We start from the raw sequence: 23,668 nt of genomic DNA, 5'->3' as shown, positions 1-23,668 counted from the left end.
GCATGATCCGCGAGTTCGGCGAAGGCGTCCGCATGCTCTTCCGCGGCTTCGGCACGTGGCGGCGGCGACCAGGACTGATGGCGCTCGGTCTCGTGCCGGCGGTCATCGCGGGGCTGCTGCTCCTCGCCGCACTGATCCCCCTCGCGTTCTCGCTCTGGACGATCGCCGACTGGGCCACGCCCTTCGCCGACGGCTGGGCCGAGCCGTGGCGCGACCTCTTCCGCGGCGTCGTCGGCATCGTGCTGTTCGCAGCCGCCCTCGCCCTCGCCGGCGCGGTGTTCAGCGCGCTGGCGCTCGCGATCGGGGATCCGTTCTACCAGCGCATCTGGCGGGCGGTCGAGTCCGACCTCGGCGACGCGCCGGCCTCCGACGGCGGCGGCTTCTGGTCGGCGCTCGGCGAGGGCATCCGCCTGGTCCTGCTCGGCGTTCTCGTCGCGATCGTGGTGCTGCTGCTCGGTCTCATCCCGCTCGTGGGCGGCATCCTCGGACCTGTCGTCGGCGTACTGCTCTCGGGGCGGGTGCTGGCTCGCGAGCTCACCGGCCGTGCGTTCGATGCGCGCGACCTCTCGCCCGCTGACCGCGCGACGCTGTTCCGGGGCAGTCGCGCCAGGGTCCTCGGATTCGGCGCGGCGACGCAGCTGTGCTTCCTCGTGCCCGGCGGCGCGGTCGCGGTGATGCCCGCGGCCGTGGCCGGGGCGACGGTTCTCGCGCGCAGCATGCTCGAGCGCACCCCGGTCGCACCGGCCGCCCATCCGCCCGCCTCCCACCCGTCGGCCACCCCGCCGTCGCTCGAGGGCGCCTGATGCCCGAGGGCGATACCGTCTTCCGCACGGCGCGCCGCCTCGAGGAGGCCATCGTCGGCGCCGAGGTGACGCGCTTCGACCTGCGGGTCCCGCGTTTCGCGACCGTCGACCTCACCGGCCAGCCCGTCGTGGCATCGGTCGCCCGCGGCAAGCATCTGCTGCTGCGCATCGGCGACACCACCCTGCATTCGCATCTGCGCATGGACGGAGCCTGGCTGGTCTATCGCCACGGCGAGAGGTGGCGGCATCCGGCGTTCAAGGTGCGCGCGATCGTCGGCACCGCCGAGCGCGATGCGGTCGGCATCGACCTCGCGGAGATCGAGGTCGTCCCGACGCGGGACGAGGAGGAGCTCGTCGGCTACCTCGGACCGGATCCGCTCGGTCCGGACTGGGATGCCGTCGAGGCCGCGCGCCGCGTGAGCGCCGACGACCGCAGCATCCATGTGGCCCTGCTCGACCAGCGCAACGTCGCGGGCTTCGGCAACGAATACGCCGCTGAACTGCTGTTCCTCCGAGGAGTGCTGCCCACGACTCCTGCCGCCGAGGTCGACGTGCCCTCGTTGATCGCCCTGGGTGTGCGCACGATCCGAGCGAACCGCGACCGCCGGCACCGCACGTTCACGGGCGTCGACCGGCCGGGGCAGGGCACCTGGGTGTATGGCCGTGCAGGGCGCCCGTGCCGACGGTGCGGCACCCTGATCCGGCGCGGCGAACTGGGCGCCGATCCCACCCGCGAGCGCATCACCTTCTGGTGCCCCGTCTGTCAGAGATGATGTCAACCCCCCATCCATTCCGGGGAATGAATCCGAACCTCTTGTGGTTGTTGATATATCCGGAGGTCTCCGGAACACGGGAGGAACAGTGGGCAAGAACTACGTCGACATCGAGAACGACCAGGGCGCGACGCTGCGGTACCGCAAGCACGCGAACGGTCGGGGTCTCGTCGCGCACGGCGCGAAGGTCCATCCGAAGGCGCACATCGAAGCGGGCGCCTACATCGAACCCGGTGCCCGAGTGGGCGCGGGGGCGACCATCGCCCGCGGCGCATGGATCGAACCGGATGCCGTGATCGGCGAGGGTGCGCACATCGAGGCGCACGCGCACATCGGAGAGGGCGCGGCCGTGGGCGACCACGCGCACATCGGCGTCCGCACCGAGATCGGAGCCGGAGCGCGCATCGTCCGCGGTGCTCGCATCGGCGACGACGAGACGGTGGCCGCAGGGCTGACCATCGCCACGAACCCGAAGGGGCTCTGGCTCGCCGCCTGAGCGGTCAACTTCTGCGGCGTTGGCGAACTCTCGCGGCCTCACCGCTCGCGCGTGGCCGCAGAGGTCGCTGCGTACCGCAGAACTCGCCGCCGCGTCGCCGAGCGCGGCGCGAGTACTCTGGAACGCATGGCGAACCAGGGACGACGACCCTCGCGCGGCTCCGGCAAGGGCGTGCCCGCGCGGCGGAACAAGGCCGCCCCCGCACAGCGCTTCCCGCCGCCGAAGCCGCGGCGCAAGACCGAGAGCGTCGTGTTCGACGCGCCGCCCGCCGCACCGGAGGAGCCGCGGTTCTTCCGTCTCGGCGCGGTGCCCGGGGCCACCCCCGGCAAGTGGATCGACGCCTGGAAGCAGCGGATGCCGCACGTGCCGCTCGAGCTCGTGCCGATCGAGGTCGCCGCTCAGCGTGCGGCCCTCGAGACCCTGGATGCCGCGATCGTGCGACTGCCTCTCGCCGATGACGCCCTGCACGTCATCCCCCTCTACGAGGAGACGCCCGTGGTGGTCGCGGCGGTCGACTCGCACCTGCAGGCCGCCGACGAGCTGACGCTCGCCGACCTGGCGGGCGAGGTCGTCATCCCGCTCTCCGACGACGTCCTCGGGCCGCTCGACGTGCCGGGCGCCGTCGCGCCGCGCTTCTCGGCGATGACGACCGGCGACGCGATCACCACCGTCGCGACGGGAACGGGCATCGCGATCGTGCCGATGTCGCTCGCGCGCCTGCACCATCGCAAGGACGTCGACCATCGACCGCTCGTCGACGGCCCGACCTCGACCGTCGCGCTCTCGTGGCTGCGCGACCGCACCACCGACGACGTCGACGCGTTCGTCGGCATCGTGCGGGGTCGTACCGCGAACTCCTCGCGGTGACGGCCGCGTCGGGCCGCGCCCTCACCGCTCGTTAGACTCTCGTGGTGGTCTCGCTTCTCTACGTCTGCGTGCGCCCCGAGCTGGGGGCAGCGGATGCCGAGCACGCCTCGTTCCGGCGGGCGCTCGGCGTCGACGTGGTCGACCGCCTCGACCTCCTCACGGATCGCCTCGACACCGTCGATCTGAGCCGGTATCGCGGCGTCGTCGTCGGCGGTTCCCCCTTCAACGTGACCGACGAGAGCAAGTCGCCCGAGCAGCGGCGGGTCGAGGCCGACCTCGAAACCCTCGCGCGACAGGCGATCGACGGAAGTGTCGCCGCGTTCTTCACGTGCTTCAGCATCGGCGTCGTGACCCGGATGCTCGGCGGCGAGGTCACGACCTCCACGCCCGAAGCGGCGAGCGCGACCGTGATCCGCACGACCGTCGCGGGCGACTCCGATCCGGTGTTCGGCCCCAGCGCTCCGGCGCTCACGGTGTTCACGGCGCACAAGGAGAGCGCGGTCGCGCTGCCCTCCGGCGCCGTGCTGCTGGCCACGAACGACGCGTGCCCGGTGCAGGCCTACCGGGTGGGGACGCACCTGTACACGGCGCAGTTCCACCCCGAGCCCACTCCACGCGACTTCGCCGACCGGATGACGTTCTACCGCACGACCGGGTACTTCGACCCCGAGGAGTTCGACCTCGTGCAGGGACAGGTGCTTTCGGCGTCGGTCACCGAGGGCGCGGCCCTGCTCCGCCGCTTCGCGGAGACCTTCGCGAACTGAACGCGTTTCGTCGCGTCGCTGTGCTCCTCGCTCAACGACCCGGGTTCAGGAGCTCGATGCGCTCGCGCAGATACGCCGCCAGCGGCATCCAGCCACCGGCCGTGCTCCAGTGCACCGACGGCACTCCGTCGACCAGGGCGAGCGGACCTGACGTCCCGCCGGCATCCACGGCGTCCACGTCGATCACCGTCCATCCCACATGGGCGACCTCGCCCTCGGCGAATCCGCCGCGGAGCGCCTCGGCGCGTCGCTCGGCGCGCTCGCGAGCCGACTCTGCCGTGTAGCCGCGGCGTCCGGGGTCGGCGGCGCGCAGCACCTCCGCTGTCGCGAGCGCGTGCGTGTCGGTGAGCAGCAGCACGCCCAGGTGCCAGGCGTCGCCGATGCGCACGATGCGCCGACCGCGCCACCGCGAGACGCGCTCCTCGCCCAGGCCCTCGCGCGGCGCGCCGGCGAGCGCGGCTCGCGCCTCGGCGAGCAGCTGCGATGCGGGCGACGCGACCTCGTCCATCCCTCCAGGGTAGGGCCGCGATTCGCTCGGGGGCCCGCAGGCACGGCAGAATCGATGCACACCCCGAGGAGTCCCCATGCCCCAGCCCGACACCGCCCGCCTGCTCATCGCCTGCGACGACCAGCCCGGCATCGTCGCCGCCGTCGCCGGTGTGCTCTCCCGGCACGGCGCGAACATCATCTCGCTCGACCAGCACTCCACCGACTCCGAGGGCGGACGCTTCTTCCAGCGCACCGTGATCCACCTGCCGGGCCTCTCCGCTGCGCGCACAGCCCTCGAAGCAGATCTCGCCGAGGTCGCCGAGCGCTTCGGCATGGAGTGGTCGCTGCACGACACCGCCCGTCGCAAGCGCGTCGCGATCTTCGTCTCGAAGTACGATCACTGCCTCATGGAGCTGCTGTGGCGCACGCAACGCGGCCAGCTCGACATCGACATCACCATGGTCGTGTCGAACCACCCCGATCTCGCCGAGGCCGTGCGCTCGTTCGGGGTGCCGTTCGTGCACATCCCGTCCGGCGACAAGCAGGTCATGGAGGAGCGTCAGCTGGAGCTGCTGCGCGGCAACGTCGACCTCGTGGTCCTCGCCCGCTACATGCAGATCCTCACCGACGACTTCATCGAGCGGCTCGAGGCGCCGGTGATCAACATCCACCACTCCTTCCTGCCCGCCTTCATCGGCGCCAACCCGTACGCGCGAGCCAAGGAGCGCGGCGTCAAGCTCATCGGCGCCACCGCGCACTACGCCACGGCCGACCTCGACGAGGGGCCGATCATCGAGCAGGACGTCACGCGCGTCACGCACTCCGAGTCCGCGGCCGAGCTGCAGCGTCGCGGCGCCGACGTCGAGCGCCTGGTGCTCGCCAGGGCCGTGCAGTGGCACGCGGAGGACCGCGTGATCGTGCACGGCCGCTCCACCGTCATCCTCTAGCGGTCAGGCGCTGTCACGGAGACTCGGCGGCACGGTCGACCACATCGATCGCGAGGCCACGCGACGCCGCGAGCAGTCTCCGGTCGTTGGTCCAGAGCTCGGTGCATCCCGCCACCTGCGCCGCGGCGAGATGCAGGGCGTCCGGGGTCTTGATGCCGAAGTCCGCCCGGAGCTCCGCCGCACGAACGAAGACCGCCTCGTCGAGCGGGATGCTCTGGAGATGGTCGAAGAGTGCCAGGTACCGGTCGCGCACCTCGAGGTTCCGCTCTCGAATGGGCAGGACGAGGCACTCCTGCAGCGCGAGCGGACTCGACGCCACGATCTCCTCGGTGTCTCCGAGCAGGCGACGGACGCCGTCGCCGCGGGGCCCCGCGTCCTCGAGCGCGTAGATCAGGATGCAGGAGTCGAGGTAGATCATTCCCAGGCGTCCCGGCTTTCGGCGATCTGCGAGTCGATGTCTCGGGAGAGGCGCGAGAGCCGGGGCGGGAGGGGCGCGGAGTCGATCCACTCCACGAGCAGTCGTCCGCTCTGAACGACGTCGACAGGACCGACCGGCACGATGCGGGCCACGGGAGTCCCCCGTCGGGTGATGACGACGTCTTCCCCGCTCTCCGATTCCGCGATCAGCCGCGACAGGTTGTTCCTGGCGTCCAGAACGTTGTGGGTCGACATATGCCCATTCTAGCCAGATACCTAGCCAGCATCACCTCAGGTCTGCTCCGCGACCCCGGCGAGAAGCTCCGCGAAGGCCTCTGACGCGGTGCGCGCACGGGCGAGCGACGCGGCCTGCCCCATCCACAGGGACTGGAGTTCTCCCAGCCCCTGTTCGACGGCCGCCGCGCGGAACTTCCCCGTCAGCCAGTTCTGCATGGGGAACGGCGCGATCGTGCCACTCGCCTCGATCGCTCGCACAGCCCGGTTGCGTGCCCCGCGCGCGAGGCGGCCGCTCATCGCCCGCGTGAGCACGGTCCCGTCGGCTGCGGCGCGGCGGATCGCGTCGCGGTGCATCTCGGTCGTGGCGGATTCCGCCGTGGCGAGGAACGCCGTGCCGACCTGGACGCCCGCGGCGCCGAGGGCGAAAGCCGCGGCGACGCCTCGACGGTCGGCGATGCCGCCCGCCGCGATCACGGGCACGTCCACCGCGTCGACGACCTGCGGCACGAGCGCGAACGTGCCGACCAGCGACTCCTCGGCGGGCTTCAGGAACGACACCCGGTGGCCTCCGGCCTCGAGGCCCGTGGCGACGACGGCATCCACCCCCGCGTCCGCGAGCGCGAGCGCCTCGGCGACCGTCGTCGCGGTGCCGACGACGCGGATGCCGCGGCGTCGCGCCTCGTCGATCATCTCGCCAGACGGCACCCCGAACACGACGCTGAGCACGGGCGGCGCCGTCTCCCAGATCGCTTCGAGCTGCTCGTCGAGCGGGGGCAGGTAGCGGTCAGGTCGGCCGGGAACGTCGAGTCCCACGGCCTCGAAGAACGGCTGCAGCGCCTGCGCGAAGACCGTGTGCTGCGGGTTCGGCAGGGCCTCGTCTCCCGTAGGCAGCCAGATGTTCACCGCGAACGGGCGTGCCGTCGCCGCGCGCAGCTGCGCCACCGTCTCACGGATCCGGTCGCCGTCGTAGCCGTAGAGCCCGAACCCGCCGAGACCGCCGGCCTCGCTCACCGCGGCGGTCAGCGCCACCGAGGAGAGTCCGCCGAACGGACCGAGGACGATCGGATGCTGGATCCCGAACAGGGCGCGCAGATCACTCATGCTCCGAGGCTACGCCCGCAGCGGACGGGCGGCCGACGCCCGGCATCCGTCCGATCGCCGATGCTACGCTCACCCTGAGGGAGGCGCGCATGAGCGAGTGGTTCAGCGAGATGCTGTCGTTCGTCGCGTCCGCGCTCGGCCTGATCGCCGTGCCCGACGCCGCTGCGCTCGGTCTCGCGATCGCCGTGATCGCGCTCACCACCCTCACGATCGCCGTCGCGCTGAGCGTCGCCCCGCCGACGCCGCGCACCGCCCCGCACCCGCTGCGGGCCATCGACGTGTCGACCCTGCTCGGGCAGAGCGATCCGGATGCCGCGGGGCATCCGCGTCCGCGTGCGCCGGGAGTCGCCGCCGCCGCGTAGTCCGTCTCCTGTACGGGACTTCGCGGCTTCCGCCGACCCCTCCCGACACACGAACGGACTTCCATGGACATCTTCGCCTTCCCGCCCCTCGCCGCCCTGCTCGACGCCGCCTACGGCGCTCTGGCCGGCCTCGCCGCCCTCGTCGAACCCTTCGCCGGAGCATCGGCCGCCGCGCTCGCGGTGGTGCTCGTCACCCTGCTCGTCCGCGCCCTGCTCATCCCGGTCGGAGTGTCGCAGGCCAAGGCCGAGCAGATCAGGGCGCGGCTGGCCCCTCGTCTGCGCGACCTGCAGAAGCGCCACAAGAAGAACCCCGAACGGCTGCAGAAGGAGATGATGGAGCTCTACCGCTCCGAGAACACCTCGCCGTTCGCGGGCATGCTGCCGGTGCTCGCGCAGGCGCCCGTCGTCGGCCTGATCTACACGCTGTTCCTTCGGCCCGAGATCGCCGGGCATCCGAACGACCTCCTCAGCCACGAACTCTTCGGCGCCCCGCTGGGCACGAGCCTCGTGTCGGCGGTCTTCAGAGGTACGGCGACGCCCGAGACGTTCCTCGTGTTCGGCGTGCTGCTCGCGATCATCGTCGCGGTCGCCGAGGTTTCACGACGCGTCTTCCGCCCGGCGCCGGTCGAGGGCGCGGAGGAGTCTCCGCTGAACTCCCCGGCCATGATGCGCGTGGCGGGTGCGCTGCACTACCTCACGGCGGTCTTCGCGGCGTTCGTCCCCCTCGCCGCGGCGCTCTACCTCACGGTCACGGTGGCGTGGACGCTCGTGCAGCGGATGCTGCTCCGTCGCCGCTATCCGCTGCCCGCCCCGAGCGCCGGTCAGTCCGGCAGCGGGATGGGTGCGGTGAACGGGCCGCCCTCGTCCCGCCGCCGCTGACGTCGCACGCCCAGGGTGGTGCCGACGCTGGCGAGCACCACCAGGGCGACGGCGAGCATCCGCAACGGCGTCGCCGACTGCCCCAGGACGAGCCAGCCGGCGAGCGTCGCGAACGCGGGCTCCAGGCTCAGCAGCACACCGAACACCCGCTGCGGCAGCCGGCGCAGCGCCGCGAGCTCGAAGCTGTACGGGATCACCGACGACAGCACGGCCGTGAGCGCGGCCAGCAGCAACAGCTGCATGTCGCCCGCGACCGTGACGGCCGCCGGCACGCCGACAGGGATGAGCAGGATGGCCGCGACGACGAGACCCATGGCGAGTCCGCCGCTGCCGGGGATCACGGCCCCCACCCTGGCGCTCATGCGGATGTACATGATCCAGAACCCGGCCGCGACGAGGACGAACAGGACGCCGAGCGGATCGAGCGGTTCGGCGCCGATCAGACCGTCGACGGCGAGCAGCGCCATGCCGACCAGGGCGACCCCGACCCAGGCGGCATCGGCGAGCCGTCGGGTGAGGATCGCGGCCAGCACGAGCGGGCCGAGGAACTCGATGGCCACGGCTGGCCCGAGCGGGATCCGGTCGATCGCGGCGTAGAAGAACGCGTTCATGGCGGCGAGCGAGAAGCCGAACAGGACGGCGGCCGTCCACTGGCTCCGCGTCCAGCGGCGCGGTCGCGGTCGCACGATGACGACGAGCAGCAGCGCGGCGATCGCGACGCGCATCGAGGTGACGCCCCACGGGCCGAGCACGGGGAAGAGCTGCGCGGCGACGGCGGCGCCGAAGGGCAGCGACAGGCACGATCCGATGACGAGGGCGACGCCGACCAGCGGGCGGGACGACGACGCTGACTGCTGCACCACACAAGCCTAGGGCGCGGCTGCCCCCTCGCTGCCCGGGTGCCGGAGAGAGACCCGGGCCACGGCGCCGTCCGCCGTGGCCCGGGGGTCTGGATCAGAGGTGCTTGCCGCCGGTCACGGCGAGCACTGCTCCCGAGGTGTACGAGGCATCGCCCGACGCGAGGTACACGTAGGCGCCGGCGAGCTCGGCCGGCTGGCCGGCGCGGCCGAGCGGAGTGTCGTCTCCGAACGTGTTGAGACGCTCCTCGTCCCATCCGGTCGCGGGGATGAGCGGCGTCCAGATCGGACCCGGCGCGACGGCGTTGACGCGGATGCCGCGCTCACCCGCCTCTTCCGCGAGCGCCTTCACGAACGCGACCTGGGCAGCCTTCGTCATGGCGTAGTCGATGAGTCCGGGCGACGGCTCGTATGCCTGCACGGATGCCGTCACGATGATGCTCGACCCCGGTGCGAGGTCGGGGTAGGCGGCGCGGGCGGTGAACAGCATCCCGAGGAGGTTCGTGTCGAACACCCGCCGCAAGCGATCGGTGCTGAGACTGTCGAAGCTCTCGATGTCGTGCTGGTACGCCGCGTTGAGGACGAGGATGTCGAGACCGCCCAGGGCACTCCTGGTCCGGCCGACGATCTCCGTGGCGAACGCCTCGTCGCGCACGTCGCCGGCGAGGCTCAGGCCCTGGCGACCCTCCGCTCGCACGAGCTCGAGGGTGTCGTCGGCATCCTCCTGCTCCTCTGGCATGTGCACGATCGCCACATCGGCGCCCTCGCGAGCGTAGGCGATCGCGACGGCGCGGCCGATGCCCGAGTCGCCGCCGGTGATGAGCGCGCGCCGCCCGGCGAGGCGACCGTGTCCGATGTACGTGTCCTCACCGTGATCGGGATCGGGGCGGGTGTGCTCGGTGAGCCCCGGCTGGTCCTGCTGCTGCCCGGGGAATCCTTCCTCGCGGTGCTCACTGCGGGGATCGGTGGTGTTCTCGGCCATGACGCGGTCGCTCCTCTCGATAGGTGTCCATCGAGACTCTCGGCCGACGCGAGCGGGAGGCAGGGGGTTGACAACATTCCCCGCCTTCCCGCGATCAGACCGGAGGCGCGGCGGCGACTTCTCCCGTCGAGCCGGCGGACCCGCCACCGTCCTGCGGTTCGGGGACGAGGTACAGACCCCCGGGCGAGTTCGCGGTGAACGCGAGCGCCTCGATCCAGGCGCGGTTGACAGAGGGCTGGCGGCTGCCGAAGTACTTGAAGACGAGAGAGCTCCCCGGCTGCATCCAGACGGTCGTGCGTCCGCCCCCGACGCTCGCGTCCTCACGCCAGCTGAACGGGAACGGCTCCGCGCGACGCAGCTTCGCAGTGATCACGAGCTGCAGGTGCGTGAGCGCCCTGTCCTCGATCTCCGTCTTGACGCTGCCTTCGTAGATGAACTTTCCCATCCCGCCCTCTCCTGTCCGCATGGTACGGCTTCTCTCCACGATACGCCTGTCGTCCAGGAGCCTTTCGGCGTACCGTGCGGATATGGGACTGATCTACTACGACGGAGCGGACAACCCGATCCACATCGAGGACCGCGCCCTGGCTCATCTCAAGGTCGTGGTCGCCACGAAGCTGCGCCGCAACGAGAGCTTCACGCTCAGCTGGACTCACCCCGAGGGGCAGCCCCCAGGGCGCACCACCATCTGGCTCCATCCGTCGATCCCGCTGCGGTTCGTGTTCGACGATCCGGAAGGGGTCGAACTGCGCGCGGACTGGATAACGGCGATGGCGAACTCGGCGAACAGCAGCGGCGGCATCACGCTCGTCAGCGAAGATCTCGTGCCCGCCTCGGAGCTCGCGACCGCGGGAGGAGCGACGGGTGACGGCGCCGACGGAAGTCAACCCCCTGACAGCGACGGGCGCACCGCGTAGGGTCGAATTCTCGACCCGAGGAGGCCAAGATCATGAACGCACGCCACATCGACGACCGCTCCGACGAGGGCTACGCGCCCACCACCACGCACGCCGACTTCGGCGCCGGGAACCCCCGCCTCCGCGTCACCCGTGACGACGAGCGCTCGGAGTTCGCGCTGGAGGCCGACGTCGTGCGCATCGGCTCGGCCGCCGATGCCGACCTTCGTCTCGCCGACGCCGATCCCGTGCACGCCACGATCACCCACGACGACCGCGACGAGTACGTGCTCGAACTGCACGGTGCGGGCGAGATGAACTCGAACCCGGATGCCGATGCCACCCACCCCGGCGAGAACAAGCAGACCCTGCGCACCGGCGCGCGCTTCACGGTCGGCCCGTGGACCCTCGTCTACGCGCGCGACGAGTTCGCCGACCACGGACGCCCCTACGGCGGGCGCCTCGGCGGGGAGTACTCCGACCAGCCCCTGCAGCCGCCGCGTCCCGACTACTCCGACGAGGCGACCATCGAGTCCGAGGCTCCCACTCACTCGGACTCGGTCGACGAGACCTGATCCGGGACGCCGACCGGCTTCGACTCGGCCGACCCGCGCTGCCGCAGGTAGATCGAGAAGGCCACCATCGTGCCGACTGCGAGGAACTCCGACTGCCAGTTCTGCAGCGTGCGATCCCAGAAGTCCGACGACACGATGTAGTCCAACCAGGTGATCGGCGCTGCGCCGTGCATGGCGTTCTCGGAGTTCATGACCACAGTGCCGGTCAGCGACTGCGCGAGCCAGGAGAGCACGAAGACCGCTCCCATGACGATGAGCAGGGAGTTGCCGTAGAACATCGCCCTCAGCCCACCCGCGCGCGCCCACGTCGGAGAGTCCGGGCGGGCCTGATCGCCGACGAGCTGGTCGGCGTCGCTGCCCGGTCCCTCGTCCCCCGGCCGCTTCGACTCCGGTGACCCCCGCTGCACGAGCCAGATGGTCGCGGCGATGAAGAGGAAGAACTGGAGGAACTCCGACTGCCAGTTCTCGGCGACGTCCACGAGGAAGTCGGACGAGGTGACGAACTCTCCGAAGCCGATGCGCGGCATCCCGTGATCCGTCAGCTCCGCGTCGTTGCGCAGGTAGCCGGCCACCGACTGACCGAGCAGAGCGAGCACGAAGAGTGCGAGGAAGAACAGGCTGAGACCGTTGTCGCGGATCGCTCTGCGCATGGTCATCGACCTCCCAGCGGGGTAAGGATCATCACGGCCAGTCCCGCACCGATGAGACCGGCCCACGTCCAGAACATCACGCGCATGCCGGCGGTTCCCCCCGGCTGCGGATCCATATCGTCAGGGCTCATGATCGCCTCCATTCGTCCTGTCACCACCATTCGATCGCGCGCCGAGCCTGTGGAGGGGCTTGACGAGCGGCGGCCGAGTTGTCAATCCCCCTCTTCCCCGCCGCACGGCACCCCTAACGTCGGGAGCACGCTCCGGGCGCCTCAGCGCCCGCGGCGCGATCGACTGAGAAGGAGCAGAACCATGACCACCGCGCGATGCATTCCGACGCTCGAGACCCGGCGTTCCGAGGACCGCGTCCGGTGAGCGCGGTCGACGAGGCGCTGCAGCGACTGGGCGAGCTCGCCGCCGAACGAGGGCTCCGCGTCGCCGTGGTCGAATCCCTCACCTCCGGCCGCCTCGCCGGCACGGTGGGTGCCGCGGAGGGCGCAGGCGAGTGGTTCGCCGGTGGAGTCGTCGCCTACCTGACCGACATCAAGGAGCGGGTGCTGGGCATGACGCCGGGTACCGACCCCGTGTCGGCGACCTGCGCGGAACAGCTCGCCGAGGGAGTCAGGCAGCTGTTCGACGCCGACCTCAGCGTCTCCACGACGGGCGTCGGCGGTCCGGGACCGGACGGCGGACACCCGGCGGGCACGGTCTACCTCGGATGGGCGACGCCCGAGGGCATCGGACATCGGATGCTGGCGCTCACCGGCGAACCGAAGGAGATCCTCGACGAGACGGTCGAGACCGCCGTGCGTCTGCTCGCGTTCCACGCCGAGGGCCTTCGCGCGGCCGGGCCGCGTCGCGGTGCTGCCGCGGCGGAGTGAGCGACGACCGCCGGCGAGCGACCTCGCCTCGTGAGCGGTCTCAGCGACCATGCGCTCTCAGCGACCGGGAACGAGCCCGATGCGCAGCGGGGCCTCGGATGCGGACGCCGCGACGAGCGCCTCGTCGACCGCGGTGAGCGGACGCATCTCGCCCACGGCATCCGCGAACGGATACGCACGCCCGCGACCGGCGAGGAACCCGACGGCCTCGACCAGGTCGGCGCCGGTGTAGTTGTGTACCCCGGTGACGGTGACGAGGCGGCGCACGATGCTCTCGGCGTCAAGAGGGACGGGGTCGGCGGGGAACACGCTGCCGACCAGCACGACGGACCCGCCCGTGGCGACTCCGGCGAGAGCATCCGCGACGGCATGTCCTGACGCCTCGATGACGACCTCCGGTTCTCGGTCCAGAGACGTCGCGCCGAAACGCGCGGCGAGCGCTCGGCGTGACGGGTTCGGATCGCGCACCTCGACGGCAGCTCCGTGCTCGACCGCGATGGCCGCTGCGGTCAGGCCGACGAGACCCGCACCGTGGATGCGCACGGCCGCACCGTCGAGGTCGTGGTCGCGGGCGGCTCGCGCGACGGCCGCCCAGGCGGTGGCGGTGGCGCACGACGCGGGAGCCAGCACCGAGGCAGGCAGCGACTCGGGCACGCGGACGATCGCCGTGCCGCCGCGCACCTGCACGTGGCTCGCGAACGCACCGGTGAGGTCGCCGTGCACGCCGACCCGGTCGTGTCCGTACTTCGAGAGGGTGCGGCACTTCTGCGTCAGCCCGCGCACGCAGCGATCGCACGATCCGCACGACACCGTGACCGACCACACGATGCGGTCGCCGATGCGCAGCGGTGCACCGTCGACGGTGGTCGCGCCGGAGTCGCCGGTCGCGATCACCCGGCCCACGCTCTCGTGACCGAGCACGAGCGGCACGGGTGCCGATCGGCGCCCCTGCACGGTGTGCACGTCGGAGCCGCAGATGGTCGAGAGCTCGACGGCGACGAGCACGTCGTGGTCGCCGAGGGCCACGCCCGGCACCGCGATGGTCTCGTGCGGGTGTCCTTCGCCGATCCACACCATGGCCGTGGCGGCCGGTCGGAGCGCGACGTCGCGGCGGTGGCCGGGAGGACGGATCAGCAGCGTGCCCATGTCGTCCGCCTCACGGAGTGGCGGCGACGAGGCGCAGCAGGTCGTGCTCCGCGAGCGACGCGCGCAGAGTCGTGACGTCGGGGAGCACGGCATCCGCGCCGGCGGCGGTGAGCGCTTCTCGATCGTGGGCTCCCGTGAGCACGCCCGCCACGAACCCGGCGCCGGCACGGCGTCCCGACTCCACGTCGCTGACGGTGTCTCCGGCCACCGCGACCGCCGAGACTGAGGACGCCCCGGTGCGCAGCAGTGCCGTGAGCACGAGGTCCGGCGCCGGCCGCCCTCGGCCTGCGTCGACCGGCGAGAGGGCGAGGTCGATCAGGCCGCGCCATCCGAGACCGTCGATCAGCGCGTCGCGGGTCGCCGGCGCGAAGCCGGTCGTCAGCACGACCGCGAGCCCCGCGTCCTTGAGGCCCTGGATGGCGTCGGCGGCGCCGGCGATCGGGGTGACGCCCTGCTCGGAGACGATCTCGGCGTAGGCGTCCTCGAAGGCCGCGGTCGCACGCTCGGCGGCCGCCCGGTCGCCACCGGCGAGATGCGTGAAGACGTCGATCTTCGACTGGCCCATGGTGTCGCGGACGTACGCGAGGGCGACGCCCCACGGCATCCGCTCGGCGACGCCGGTGCGCTCGGCGGCGCGCTGGAACGCGTTCTCGACGACGCCGTCGTCGAGAACCGTGGTGCCTGCCATGTCGAGCACGACGAGTTCGACGGGCACGGCGTCGCGCCTCGGGGATTCGAGCGGAGTGGTCATGGTGTTCCTTCCATCGCTGGTGCCCACCCGAAGGCGGCGGTGAGATTCTCTTCGGCGAGCCCCAGCCCCGTCGTCATTCCGATCCCCGTCGTCGCGGCGAGCACGAGCACGCCGTCGACGCCGGTGTCGACGAGGAAGTCGCCCGGCGCCTTCGCGTAGACGCCCTGCCAGCGCTCGAGCACCCGTGGAGCCGGGATGTCGAACAGCACCTCCGCCTCGGCGAGGAACGCGGTGAACGCGGCCTCGGGCTGAAAGGGCACCGGCGCGGTCGCCGTGGCGTGCGAGTCTCCGAGGATCAGGGTGCCGTCCGGCAGCTGCGTGTACATCTGATTGAGGTCGAGTGCGGCGAGCTCCGGCCGCTCGGCGTGCAGGCGCTCGCGCAGCGAGGTCGCCGCCGGTCCCTCGGCGAAGCGCCCGTACCGGACGAGCGACCAGCCCGTCAGGAGGGGTGCGGCGAGCGGACGCGCGAAATCGACGGCCGCGCGCATCATGTCGAGTGCGCAGCGCTCGACACCGCGGCTCTCGGCGACGTCCGGCAGCAGCTGGTCGATGTCGTGGTTGGCGGCGACGACGATCGCCCCCGCCTCGATGGCACCGCGGCTCGTCAGCACGCGCCCGGCTGCCACCCCGGTCGCCGCCGTGCGGAATCGGAACTCGACTCCGAGCGCGACGAGGTGTCGCACGATCGCGGGGGCGGCCGCACGCGGGTCGGTCTGCAGGTCGGGCTCGATGTGTGCGCCGCCGACGAGACCTTCGGCGCGGAGCGGCGCGAGTCGCCGCAGCTCGTCGGTCTCCAGCATCCTGATGCCGCCGTCCTGCGCCGCGTGCTCCAGCACGGCGATCTCGTCGCGGTGCCGCGCGGCGACGAGCGTGCCGGACTCCCGCAGCCAGAAGCCGGCGTCACGGGCGAGACGCAGCCAGAGCTCGCGCGACGCATCCGCGTAGCGGCGGGCCTCGCCGGACTGGGCGCCGATGCACAGGTGCCCGAAGTTGCGGATGGTCGCGCCGACCGGAGCGTCCGTGCGATCGACGACGATCACGCGGAGTCCGCGCCGGACCGCGGCGTACGCGGCGCCGAGGCCGACGATGCCGGAACCGATGACGACCAGATCGGCGGAGTCGTGAGAGAGGGTCATCGGAACACCTTCCGCATCCACATCGCGAGGCCCTCGACGACGAGCACCGTCACGAGGATCATGAGCACGATCGCAGTCACCGTCTCGTAGCGGGACCCCTGGCTGGCGTTGAGCAGGTAGTAGCCCACTCCCCCGCCGCCGACGATGCCGAGGATCGTCGCCGCCCGGATGTTCGTGTCGAGCATGTAGAAGCTGTGTCCGATCAGCGCCTGAACACCCTGCGGCACGGTGGCCGACGTGTAGGTCTGCAGACGCGTGGCGCCGACGGCGCGCAGTGCGCGCTCGGGGCCGCGGTCGACCTCCTCGAACGAGTCGGCGATGAGCTTGCCCAGCAGGCCGATCCCGCCGATCGCGAGGGCGATCACCCCGGCCTGCGCCCCGAGACCCGTGATCACGACGAGCACGATCGCGAGGATGAGCTCCGGGATGCCGCGGATGCCGACCAGCAGCAGGCGAGCGGCGCCGCGGATGCCGGAGTTCGGCGCCACGTTCGTCGCGGCGAGGGAGCCGAGCACCAGCGACGGGAGGAGGGTGAGCACGGTCGCGGCGAGCGCGATCGCCACGGTGTCGCGCATCGCGAGGAACATGGCCGAGGCGTCGTAGTTGCCGAACGACGGCGGCCAGAACCTGGCGGCGACCTCGGGGAGCTTGGCCCAGAAGGTGAAGAAGTCCATCCAGTTGATCTGGCTGACGACGACGCTGCCGACGACGACGAGCACGGCGATGGCCACGCCCATCGTGTTGCGCACGCGCTCGGCGGTCCAGGGACGGCGGACCGCGGTCTGCGGCGTGGCGGCCCAGGCGGGGCGACCGGCGGGTGCGGCGCCAGCGTCCGCGTCGCGCAGTCGCGGGTGGATGATGCGGTCGATCCACGAGCGCGTGTGCTTCTGCTGCCCGAGCATCGCGCCGCGCACCATGCTCGAGACGATCTCCATGACGATGCAGAGGACGAAGATGACGAGGGCGATGCCGAGTCCCTTGCCGTAGTTCAGGGCCTTGAACGCGTACGACATCTCGAGGCCGAGACCGGCCACGCCGACGTATCCGAGCACGACGCTGCCGCGCAGGTTGATGTCGTTGCGGTGCAACACCGTCGCGACCCAGCTGGGCAGCACCTGGGGCAGGATGCCCGCCGTGAACTCCTGCATCCGCGAACCGCCTGCGGCGCGGATCGCGAGCCGCGGACCCTCGTCGATCTGCTCGATCGCGTCGGCGAACATCTTCGAGATCATGCCGATGGAGTGGATGCCGATCGCCAGGATGCCGGGCAGGGTGCCGAGCGAGAACATGAGCACGAACGCCATGGCGAGCACGACGTCGGGCAGCGCGCGGGTGAGGACCCCGAGGAAGCGGGCGGCGGCGCGCCAGCCGTTCCCGGGCGTCGTGTTCGCCGCGGCGAGATAAGCGATCGGAACCGAGAGCGCGGCGGCCAGCAGGGTGCCGACGAGCACGAGCCCGACCGTGAGCGCGATGAGCCAGACGAGATCACCGGCCTCGGGGAAGGACAGCCCGCCCACGCGAGCCATGAAGTTCTCGGCGTTGCCCCAGCTCTGCGCCATCGCCGGGATGGAGATGCCGACCTCGTCGACGGCGAGGATGCCGAGCACGAGGAGGGCGAGCAGGGTGAGCCCCGCGGCGATGCGCTCGGGTGACGCGGGGCGGCGCGGCGCGCGGTCGGCGACGGAGGTCGCGGAGCTCGAGGCCGTCGCGGGGGCGGTCATGGTCACGGCGTGGTCACCTTCACGGCATCCGGCGTTGCCGCATCCGCGAGCGCCGCGTCCGCCAGTTCGTCCTGCACGGCTCGAAGCTCGGCGGTGGTCGTGGCGACTCGCCCGTAGATCTCCATGACCTCGGTCTTCGTGAGAGCGGTGGTGGGGGTGTCGCGCACGATCTCGCCGTGGCGCAGGCCCACGATCCGGTCGGCCCAGGAGATCGCGAGGTCGACCTGGTGCAGGCTGCAGACGACCGTGAGCCCCTCGTCCGCGGCGATCTGGCGGATCAGCGCCATGACCTGCTCGCTGGACTCGGGGTCCAGCGAGGCGACGGGCTCATCGGCGAGCAGGATGTCGGGCTTCTGCATGAGAGCGCGGGCGATCGCGACGCGCTGCTGCTGTCCGCCAGACAGGGTGTCGCTGCGCTGATAGGCGCGGTCGAGCAGGCCGACCCGGTCGAGGTGTTCGAGGGCACGCAGCTTGGCCGCCTTCGAGTACCCCCAGAGGCCGAGGCGCGGGCCGCGCACCGTGGAGAGCGACCCGGTCAGCACGTTCTCGAGCACCGTGAGCGAGGGCACGAGTTCGAACTGCTGGAAGATGAACCCGACCCGACGGCGCAGCGCGCGCAGTGCCTTGCCCTTCAGCGTCGGAACCTGGGACCCCAGCACCTCCACCGTCCCGGAGGTGGGGAGCTCGAGGCCGTCGAGGTGCCGCAGCAGGGTCGACTTGCCGGAGCCGGAGAGGCCGAGGAGGACGACGATCTCGCCGCGCGCGACCTGCAGCGATGCTCCACGTAAAGCGGTGGTCGAGCCGAAGGTCTTGGTCACGCCGTCAAGGCGGATCAGGGCATCGGATGCCGTGTTCATGGGTTTCTCCTGTGGTCATCGAACCCGGTCGTCGAGCGAGGAGCGAAGCGACGAGACGAAACGTGCCTGCAGACGCGTTTCGTCTCGCCGCGCTCGCTCAACGAGCGGAAAGGGGCATCAGGCCTGGCACTGCTCGGCTTCGGTCTCTTCGCAGATGTCGCGGATGAGGTCGTAGTACGCGTCGTCGACAGGCTTCGTGCCGTAGAAGACGCTGCGGAACGAGTCGGTGTCGGCGCCGTCGATGCCGGCGGCGATGATGTCGTCGATCGTGATCTCGCCCAGGCCGTCGATCAGCTCCTGCGCGACGTCCTCGGGGAGAGTCGACGAGTAGACGAGCGGCGCGCCGGGCACCATCGTCTCGTCGATGACCTTGACGGCATCGGACTTCTCGACCTCGGAGTCCTCGGCGAAGCCCACCTCGCATTCGACGCCCTCGCCGACCTTCTGCACGCTGACATCGTGCTTGCCCGCGAAGACGGGGGTGATGTCGGTCTTCGGGTCGATGCCCGCCTCGATGAGGTTGTAGGACGGGAAGAGGTACCCCGAGGTCGACGACGGGTCGACGAAGCAGACCTTCTTGCCCTTGAAGTCCTCGATGCTGGAGATGTCGCTGTCCGCCGGCACGATGGCCTGCGAGTAGTAGCCGGGCTCCTGACCCTCCTCGGTGACGATGGAGGAGATCGGGGTCAGCTTGGCACCGTTGTTCGTGGCGGTGACGTAGGTGAAACCCGAGAACGAGGCGACGTCGACCTTGCCTGCGACGGCGGCCTCGATGAGCGCGGCGTAGTCGGTCGACTCGTGGTACTCGACGGTCTTGCCGGTGATCTCTGAGATGTAGTCCATGAGCGGCTGATAGTTGGTCTCGGTGTCGACCGAGTCGGGAACGACGCCGAAGACGAGCGTGTTCTCGTCGACTGCGAATCCGCTGCCGGATGACGCGGCGGTGTCGGAGCCGGTCGCCTCGGCGCTGCCGGAACAGGCAGCGAGGCCGAGCGCGAGAACGGCGGCGCCGGCGAGGACGGAGAGAGCGCGAAGCTTCATGAGGACCTTTCGGAGGTGTGAGGGGGAGTGATCCAAGAGCAACTCTGACACCGGAGGGCCTGAGGTATGTACCTAACTTGGAAGAGTTCAGTGGTCGTTCACCCGCGGTTTGCCCGAATGAACTCGCGCCGAACAAGCCCTCGTCGACGGGAGTCGCCAAGTAGTATGCCTATGTGGCAGAAGCTGTGTACACCCAGATCGCCGACGAGCTGCGCGAGCAGATCACCTCGGGGGCCCTGCGCCCCGGAGACGACGTTCCGACCGAGGCGGAACTGGCCGAGCGGTGGCGGACGTCTCGTGGGCCGATCCGCAACGCCCTGGCTCGGCTCCGCGCAGAAGGACTGATCGAGACCGGCCGCGGACGCCCGGCGCGTGTGGTGGCGGTCAAAGCGAATCAGGCCGTGGACGTCTCGGTGCCTTTCACCCGCTGGGCGCGTGATCTCGGCGTCACGCCCGGCGCCGAGACTCAGGAGCTCAGCCTGCGACGAGCCGGTGAACGCGCCGAGCTGCTGGGCGTCGCACCCGACGACACCATCGTCAGCGTCGTACGGCTGCGGCTGCTGAATGGACGTCCGACCATGCTCGAGCGACTCTTCTATACGGAAGTCCCGGGCCGACGCCTCTTCCAGGTCAACACCGACGAGATCTCGATCACGGAATATCTGGCGTCGATCGGTCATCCCATCGTCGGCTTGGAGCATCAGATCGATGCGGTGGCGGCCGACGATCAGGATGCCGCACTTCTGCGCGTGGCACAGGGGTCGCCGATCCTGCGACTCAGCCGCATCTCACGCGATGCCGAGGGACGGATCTTCGAGGCGTCGGAGGACAGGTACCTGAGCGAGGTCGTGCGCTTCACCGTCGCAGCGTCCGGCATTTCGACGGATGGCCACTACATGCGGGCAGTGGGAGGCTGACACGGGAAGGCCGAGACGTCGCACTTCTCGGCGGACGCAGACCTTCTTGTCGAAGCGGGGCTTCTCGCTGAGAAGCTGATCGCGAGCGCGATGGGGATCAGATTCCAAGGATCGCGCTCGCGATCACAGCGCTGGGGATGCGCTATTTCTGGGGTACTACCAAGGTAGGCGGCCAGATGCACCATGGAACACCGTCGAACGTCGAGATCTTACGTGGACTTTCGTCTAGTTCTCCGGAGGATCCGGGGCTCGGGACGAGTGCTCTCCGAGGACTCTATCGGCTTCGCGGAGTCGAGGACTGCGCCTGGTGCGAGCGCCTCGTCTTCGGCGCGCGCCTGACGTGCGATAGGCAGGCGGGCTGCGACGACCCAGCGTCCGTCGGACTCGCCCGCGCTGAATTCCCCGCTCGCACCGAGGACGCGCTCGGCCATCCGACCGATGCCGGTGCGGCTGGAAGAGAGCTCGCGCCGCGGGGTGGCGGCGAGCGGGCTGCTGATGGAGAGGCTCGCGGCGTCGTCGGTCACGTCGAGGCGGATGTCGATCCTGCCTGCTCCGGCGTACTTGAGGGCGTTGGTCGCGGCTTCGCGCACGATGCGCGCGAAGATGATCTCCGCCGCGCGCGGGATCCGCTCGTCCGCGGGGTCGCCCTCGAGCAGGACGGTATGCCCTGCGGACTCGAATTCCTCAGACGCCTCATCGATCGATGCGGCGAGGTCTCCCGCCGGCATCCCCGCCGCTCGGGGTCCGTCGTCGGCGAGATCGATCACGAAACGGAGGTCCGTCATCGCTTTGCGCGCTGCGATGCGGATCGCCTCCTGCGATGCCGGACTCGCATCCGCGTCGTCCAGCATCTGCACGTGCAGTGACACCACCGTGAGGTGGTGGGCGATGCTGTCGTGCAACTCGCCGGCGATCCATCGTCGCTCGGCGAGAACCGCCTGTCGTTCCTGTTCTGCCTTCTCGGCCAGTTCCACCTCGAGTCGGCGCCCTCGGGCGAAGGCGAGCCGCAATGCGTATCCGATGATGCTGGAGACCACGGCGGCGATCAGATAGACGCCGACGTTGATCGGATCCGCGTTCACACCCACCGCTACGAGAGCGGTCGCGAGCAGGAAGACACCCGCGTAGACCATGACGAGGGACGTCCAGCCGAGACGAACCACCAACCCCGCGGCGACGGCGAGGAGGATCAGGCTCTCTGACTCGATTCCCACGAGGAAGGAGAGTGCGAAGACGGCCACGAGGCCGCACACCGCGATGAGAGGGGACCAGAGAAAAAGTGCGAGCACTGCCGTGGATACGACGCCGATCACAGCCGCGAGCGGTTCCACATCCGGAGATGTGAATGCCACGACGGCGTTGATGACGACGATCGTCCCGACGATCCCGAGGACGGCTATCCGTTCGATGACGGTAGCTCTCTCGCCCCTGTCGAGGCGAGCAGCGCTGGAAGAAGCGTTGCGAGAAAGACGGAAGGCCATGCTTCAGTATCTTCTATTTTCCAGGTAAGTTATCAAAAGAAGCCAAACATCTTTCCGACTGCGTTCCAAAAGCCCATTGAATTCACCTCCTAAGTTGTACTTTTGATTAGTGATGTATTCATCATCTCGGTGAAGACAGAGTCGGCACATCTGCTTTTCGGCTAGACCTCGCTAGACGAACGTCTAGTCCTTCGTGGTTCGGCTCGCCACAGGTAGGCTTCCTCCATGCCGGAAATCCGTGTCGTGATCGTCGACGATGATCCACTCGTGCGCTCTGCCCTCTCTCACTTCGTGTCTCGCGACCCCGAGATCACCGTGATCGCCGAAGCCGAGACAGGTCTCGAGGGAATCGACACGGTAGAGCGCGAGCGCCCCGACGTCGTGATGATGGACGTGCAGATGCCGGAGATGAACGGCATCGAAGCCACGGCCGTGATCGCTGAGCGCTGGCCGGAGATCCGCGTCCTCGCGGTGACGACACTCGACGGCAGCGACACCGTTCTGCCGATGCTGAGCGCAGGGGCGTCGGGCTACATGCTCAAGGATTCGAGTGCGGCGAGCATCGTCGCGGCCGTGCGCGAGGTGTACAGCGGTCAGAGCTCACTGTCGCCGCGGATCGCGTCGCTGCTCATCAAGCACGTGCGCGACACGGAACCGGTGGCAGGGGACGGAACGCTGGAGGAGCTGACGGAGCGCGAGCGCGAGGTGCTGGACCGGCTCGCCCAGGGCATGTCGAATGCCGAGATCGCCCGCTCGCTGATCGTGTCGGAGGGCACCGTGAAGGCGCATCTGGGCCGCATCATGTCGAAGTGGCATGTGCGCGACCGGGTGCAGATTCTGGTGACGGCGGCCCAGGCCGGTCTCGTCGAGTTCCGCTGAGGCGACTCCGCCCGGGTTCAAGGCCGGAATCGTTGCGCTGAACGACTCGCTCTCCGGAAGCTGATCGCGGTCACCAATCGGGCGGCGCTCACCCGGTGCGTGACAGCACCTCGTCGACGGCCGCTCTGCCCGGGTCCTTGCGGACCGGCAGCAGCTGCGGTTGCTCGTGTGGTTTGTGGTGCGGTGGCTTCGTCGGTGATCTGTGGAGGGGTTTCGTGGTGTGGGTGGGTGTGTGCCAGTGGTGGGTGGGGTCCCACCAGGCGGGTCCGCGGACTTGGGGCGTGCCGTTGTTCATGCGGATCTCCCACCCGGAGGAGTCGAGGGAGCGGTGGTGCCACCAGCACAACGGCACCCCGTTGTCGGTGGAGGTCGGCCCACCCTGGGCGTGTGCGGTGACGTGGTGGATCTCACACCATGCCGCCGGCACGTGACAGCCGGGGATGAGGCACTCGGTGTCGCGGGCGATGATCGCCCTCCGCTGATGCACCGTGAACACCCGATCGGCGACCGTGATCCCCACGATCCGCCCCTCATCGACCACCACCCGCTGGATCACCCCCGAACACGCCGTATGCACCGCCGCGGCGGTCGGGATCGTCGCGTCCGAACCGGGCAGGCGCGCCCTGCCGGTGTTCGCGGCCAGGTCTTTCGCATCCACGGTCACGACCAGGGTGGGCGCCGCCCCACCCAGGGACGGCATCTCCGCATGCCGGGCCGCGATTCCCACCGCCGCCGCGAACGCATCATGACGCTTCTGCGCGTG

The 23,668-nt window shown here is 70.1% G+C and carries 30 protein-coding genes; 13 read left to right on the top strand and 17 right to left on the bottom strand.

From position 1 onward, the window contains the following. Positions 1-2 precede the first annotated feature (2 nt). The 5 genes from AUC47_RS09915 to AUC47_RS09895 all read left to right on the top strand — a co-directional run bounded on the left by AUC47_RS09915 (position 3) and on the right by AUC47_RS09895 (position 3,703). Positions 3-803, top strand: coding sequence for an EI24 domain-containing protein (locus AUC47_RS09915; RefSeq protein ID WP_096715050.1), 801 nt, complete (start codon positions 3-5; stop codon positions 801-803). After that, positions 803-1,576: a DNA-formamidopyrimidine glycosylase family protein gene (locus tag AUC47_RS09910; RefSeq protein WP_096715049.1), complete on the top strand. Its 774-nt coding sequence runs from the start codon at positions 803-805 to the stop codon at positions 1,574-1,576. Before AUC47_RS09915 ends, AUC47_RS09910 begins: the two co-directional genes overlap by 1 nt. An 88-nt stretch (positions 1,577-1,664) precedes the next feature. Beyond that, positions 1,665-2,072 (top strand): DapH/DapD/GlmU-related protein, encoded by a 408-nt coding sequence (locus AUC47_RS09905; RefSeq protein ID WP_096715048.1) that lies wholly within the window; start codon positions 1,665-1,667, stop codon positions 2,070-2,072. 126 nt (positions 2,073-2,198) lie between these two features. After that, the gene (locus tag AUC47_RS09900) at positions 2,199-2,939 is read left to right on the top strand and encodes a LysR family substrate-binding domain-containing protein (RefSeq protein WP_096715047.1); all 741 of its coding nucleotides are present in this window, start codon (positions 2,199-2,201) and stop codon (positions 2,937-2,939) included. 44 nt (positions 2,940-2,983) lie between these two features. Then, positions 2,984-3,703, top strand: coding sequence for a glutamine amidotransferase-related protein (locus AUC47_RS09895; RefSeq protein ID WP_096715176.1), 720 nt, complete (start codon positions 2,984-2,986; stop codon positions 3,701-3,703). A gap of 31 nt (positions 3,704-3,734) precedes the next feature. Here AUC47_RS09895 and AUC47_RS09890 read toward each other — a convergent pair whose 3' ends face one another. Further along, entirely contained in the window at positions 3,735-4,211 is a 477-nt protein-coding gene (locus AUC47_RS09890; protein ID WP_096715046.1) for a glutaminase, read from the bottom strand. 76 nt (positions 4,212-4,287) lie between these two features. Here AUC47_RS09890 and purU point away from each other — a divergent pair, with 76 nt between their 5' ends. Next, a complete protein-coding gene (purU, locus tag AUC47_RS09885) occupies positions 4,288-5,139 on the top strand; it encodes a formyltetrahydrofolate deformylase (protein WP_096715045.1) in 852 nt (283 codons plus the stop codon). 13 nt (positions 5,140-5,152) lie between these two features. Here purU and AUC47_RS09880 read toward each other — a convergent pair whose 3' ends face one another. The 3 genes from AUC47_RS09880 to AUC47_RS09870 are packed head-to-tail and all read right to left on the bottom strand — an operon-like array spanning position 5,153 to position 6,894. Next, positions 5,153-5,557: a type II toxin-antitoxin system VapC family toxin gene (locus tag AUC47_RS09880; protein ID WP_096715044.1), complete on the bottom strand. Its 405-nt coding sequence runs from the start codon at positions 5,555-5,557 to the stop codon at positions 5,153-5,155. Further along, on the bottom strand, positions 5,554-5,811 hold the full coding sequence (locus AUC47_RS09875; RefSeq protein ID WP_096715043.1) for a type II toxin-antitoxin system Phd/YefM family antitoxin: 258 nt from the start codon (positions 5,809-5,811) through the stop codon (positions 5,554-5,556). The genes AUC47_RS09880 and AUC47_RS09875 overlap by 4 nt, the downstream gene beginning before the upstream one ends. Before the next feature lie 36 nt (positions 5,812-5,847). Beyond that, positions 5,848-6,894, bottom strand: coding sequence for an NAD(P)H-dependent flavin oxidoreductase (locus AUC47_RS09870; protein ID WP_096715042.1), 1,047 nt, complete (start codon positions 6,892-6,894; stop codon positions 5,848-5,850). A gap of 89 nt (positions 6,895-6,983) precedes the next feature. Here AUC47_RS09870 and AUC47_RS09865 point away from each other — a divergent pair, with 89 nt between their 5' ends. Both AUC47_RS09865 and AUC47_RS09860 read left to right on the top strand, forming a co-directional pair. After that, complete coding sequence (locus AUC47_RS09865) at positions 6,984-7,256, top strand: DUF6412 domain-containing protein (protein ID WP_096715041.1); 273 nt, start codon at positions 6,984-6,986, stop codon at positions 7,254-7,256. 63 nt (positions 7,257-7,319) lie between these two features. Then, entirely contained in the window at positions 7,320-8,135 is an 816-nt protein-coding gene (locus AUC47_RS09860) for a YidC/Oxa1 family membrane protein insertase (protein WP_096715040.1), read from the top strand. Here AUC47_RS09860 and AUC47_RS09855 read toward each other — a convergent pair. The 3 genes from AUC47_RS09855 to AUC47_RS09845 all read right to left on the bottom strand — a co-directional run bounded on the left by AUC47_RS09855 (position 8,078) and on the right by AUC47_RS09845 (position 10,419). Continuing rightward, on the bottom strand, positions 8,078-8,995 hold the full coding sequence (locus AUC47_RS09855) for an EamA family transporter (RefSeq protein WP_096715175.1): 918 nt from the start codon (positions 8,993-8,995) through the stop codon (positions 8,078-8,080). The genes AUC47_RS09860 and AUC47_RS09855 overlap by 58 nt on opposite strands. Positions 8,996-9,089: 94 nt before the next feature. Beyond that, on the bottom strand, positions 9,090-9,974 hold the full coding sequence (locus tag AUC47_RS09850; protein WP_096715039.1) for an SDR family oxidoreductase: 885 nt from the start codon (positions 9,972-9,974) through the stop codon (positions 9,090-9,092). A gap of 94 nt (positions 9,975-10,068) precedes the next feature. Next, positions 10,069-10,419 (bottom strand): DUF7882 family protein, encoded by a 351-nt coding sequence (locus AUC47_RS09845; RefSeq protein WP_096715038.1) that lies wholly within the window; start codon positions 10,417-10,419, stop codon positions 10,069-10,071. A gap of 82 nt (positions 10,420-10,501) precedes the next feature. Here AUC47_RS09845 and AUC47_RS09840 point away from each other — a divergent pair, with 82 nt between their 5' ends. After that, positions 10,502-10,891, top strand: a complete 390-nt coding sequence (locus AUC47_RS09840; RefSeq protein ID WP_256999511.1) for a DUF7882 family protein — start codon at positions 10,502-10,504, stop codon at positions 10,889-10,891. Between the two features lie 32 nt (positions 10,892-10,923). Then, complete coding sequence (locus tag AUC47_RS09835) at positions 10,924-11,445, top strand: FHA domain-containing protein (protein WP_096715037.1); 522 nt, start codon at positions 10,924-10,926, stop codon at positions 11,443-11,445. On the opposite strand, the gene AUC47_RS09830 is transcribed toward AUC47_RS09835, so the two are convergent. Both AUC47_RS09830 and AUC47_RS16925 read right to left on the bottom strand, forming a co-directional pair. Further along, positions 11,418-12,095: a DUF6766 family protein gene (locus AUC47_RS09830; RefSeq protein ID WP_096715036.1), complete on the bottom strand. Its 678-nt coding sequence runs from the start codon at positions 12,093-12,095 to the stop codon at positions 11,418-11,420. The two genes, AUC47_RS09835 and AUC47_RS09830, sit on opposite strands and share 28 nt — an antisense overlap. Before the next feature lie 2 nt (positions 12,096-12,097). Further along, entirely contained in the window at positions 12,098-12,226 is a 129-nt protein-coding gene (locus AUC47_RS16925; RefSeq protein WP_256999510.1) for a hypothetical protein, read from the bottom strand. A 240-nt stretch (positions 12,227-12,466) separates the two neighbouring features. Here AUC47_RS16925 and AUC47_RS09825 point away from each other — a divergent pair, with 240 nt between their 5' ends. Continuing rightward, positions 12,467-12,976 (top strand): CinA family protein, encoded by a 510-nt coding sequence (locus AUC47_RS09825; protein ID WP_256999509.1) that lies wholly within the window; start codon positions 12,467-12,469, stop codon positions 12,974-12,976. Between the two features lie 57 nt (positions 12,977-13,033). Here AUC47_RS09825 and AUC47_RS09820 read toward each other — a convergent pair whose 3' ends face one another. The 6 genes from AUC47_RS09820 to AUC47_RS09795 form a co-directional block, all read right to left on the bottom strand. After that, positions 13,034-14,122 (bottom strand): alcohol dehydrogenase catalytic domain-containing protein, encoded by a 1,089-nt coding sequence (locus AUC47_RS09820; protein WP_096715034.1) that lies wholly within the window; start codon positions 14,120-14,122, stop codon positions 13,034-13,036. 10 nt (positions 14,123-14,132) lie between these two features. Next, the gene (locus AUC47_RS09815) at positions 14,133-14,873 is read right to left on the bottom strand and encodes an HAD family hydrolase (RefSeq protein ID WP_096715033.1); all 741 of its coding nucleotides are present in this window, start codon (positions 14,871-14,873) and stop codon (positions 14,133-14,135) included. Then, on the bottom strand, positions 14,870-16,009 hold the full coding sequence (locus tag AUC47_RS09810) for a TIGR03364 family FAD-dependent oxidoreductase (protein ID WP_096715032.1): 1,140 nt from the start codon (positions 16,007-16,009) through the stop codon (positions 14,870-14,872). The genes AUC47_RS09815 and AUC47_RS09810 overlap by 4 nt, the downstream gene beginning before the upstream one ends. Continuing rightward, positions 16,006-17,730 (bottom strand): phosphonate ABC transporter, permease protein PhnE, encoded by a 1,725-nt coding sequence (gene phnE, locus AUC47_RS09805; protein ID WP_096715031.1) that lies wholly within the window; start codon positions 17,728-17,730, stop codon positions 16,006-16,008. Before phnE ends, AUC47_RS09810 begins: the two co-directional genes overlap by 4 nt. A 2-nt stretch (positions 17,731-17,732) precedes the next feature. Continuing rightward, positions 17,733-18,587: a phosphonate ABC transporter ATP-binding protein gene (gene phnC, locus AUC47_RS09800; protein WP_096715030.1), complete on the bottom strand. Its 855-nt coding sequence runs from the start codon at positions 18,585-18,587 to the stop codon at positions 17,733-17,735. 117 nt (positions 18,588-18,704) lie between these two features. After that, on the bottom strand, positions 18,705-19,628 hold the full coding sequence (locus AUC47_RS09795; RefSeq protein ID WP_096715029.1) for a phosphate/phosphite/phosphonate ABC transporter substrate-binding protein: 924 nt from the start codon (positions 19,626-19,628) through the stop codon (positions 18,705-18,707). Positions 19,629-19,801: 173 nt separating this feature from the next. On the opposite strand from AUC47_RS09795, the gene AUC47_RS09790 reads away from it, so the two are divergent. Further along, positions 19,802-20,545 carry a GntR family transcriptional regulator gene (locus AUC47_RS09790; protein WP_256999508.1) on the top strand — a complete coding sequence of 248 codons (744 nt, stop codon included), beginning with the start codon at positions 19,802-19,804 and terminating at the stop codon, positions 20,543-20,545. A gap of 209 nt (positions 20,546-20,754) precedes the next feature. On the opposite strand, the gene AUC47_RS09785 is transcribed toward AUC47_RS09790, so the two are convergent. After that, the gene (locus tag AUC47_RS09785; protein ID WP_096715027.1) at positions 20,755-22,026 is read right to left on the bottom strand and encodes a sensor histidine kinase; all 1,272 of its coding nucleotides are present in this window, start codon (positions 22,024-22,026) and stop codon (positions 20,755-20,757) included. Positions 22,027-22,251: 225 nt separating this feature from the next. Here AUC47_RS09785 and AUC47_RS09780 point away from each other — a divergent pair, with 225 nt between their 5' ends. Continuing rightward, positions 22,252-22,905: a response regulator gene (locus AUC47_RS09780; RefSeq protein WP_251586668.1), complete on the top strand. Its 654-nt coding sequence runs from the start codon at positions 22,252-22,254 to the stop codon at positions 22,903-22,905. Between the two features lie 88 nt (positions 22,906-22,993). Here AUC47_RS09780 and AUC47_RS09775 read toward each other — a convergent pair. Next, positions 22,994-23,668: HNH endonuclease signature motif containing protein (locus tag AUC47_RS09775; RefSeq protein ID WP_143740721.1), on the bottom strand; the 675-nt coding region annotated here is incomplete at its 5' end.

Source organism: Microbacterium sp. SZ1 (assembly GCF_002362255.1).
Taxonomy (GTDB): Bacteria; Actinomycetota; Actinomycetes; order Actinomycetales; family Microbacteriaceae; genus Microbacterium.
Note: the sequence above shows the minus strand (reverse complement) of the source record. Positions and strands in the feature narration are given on the sequence as shown.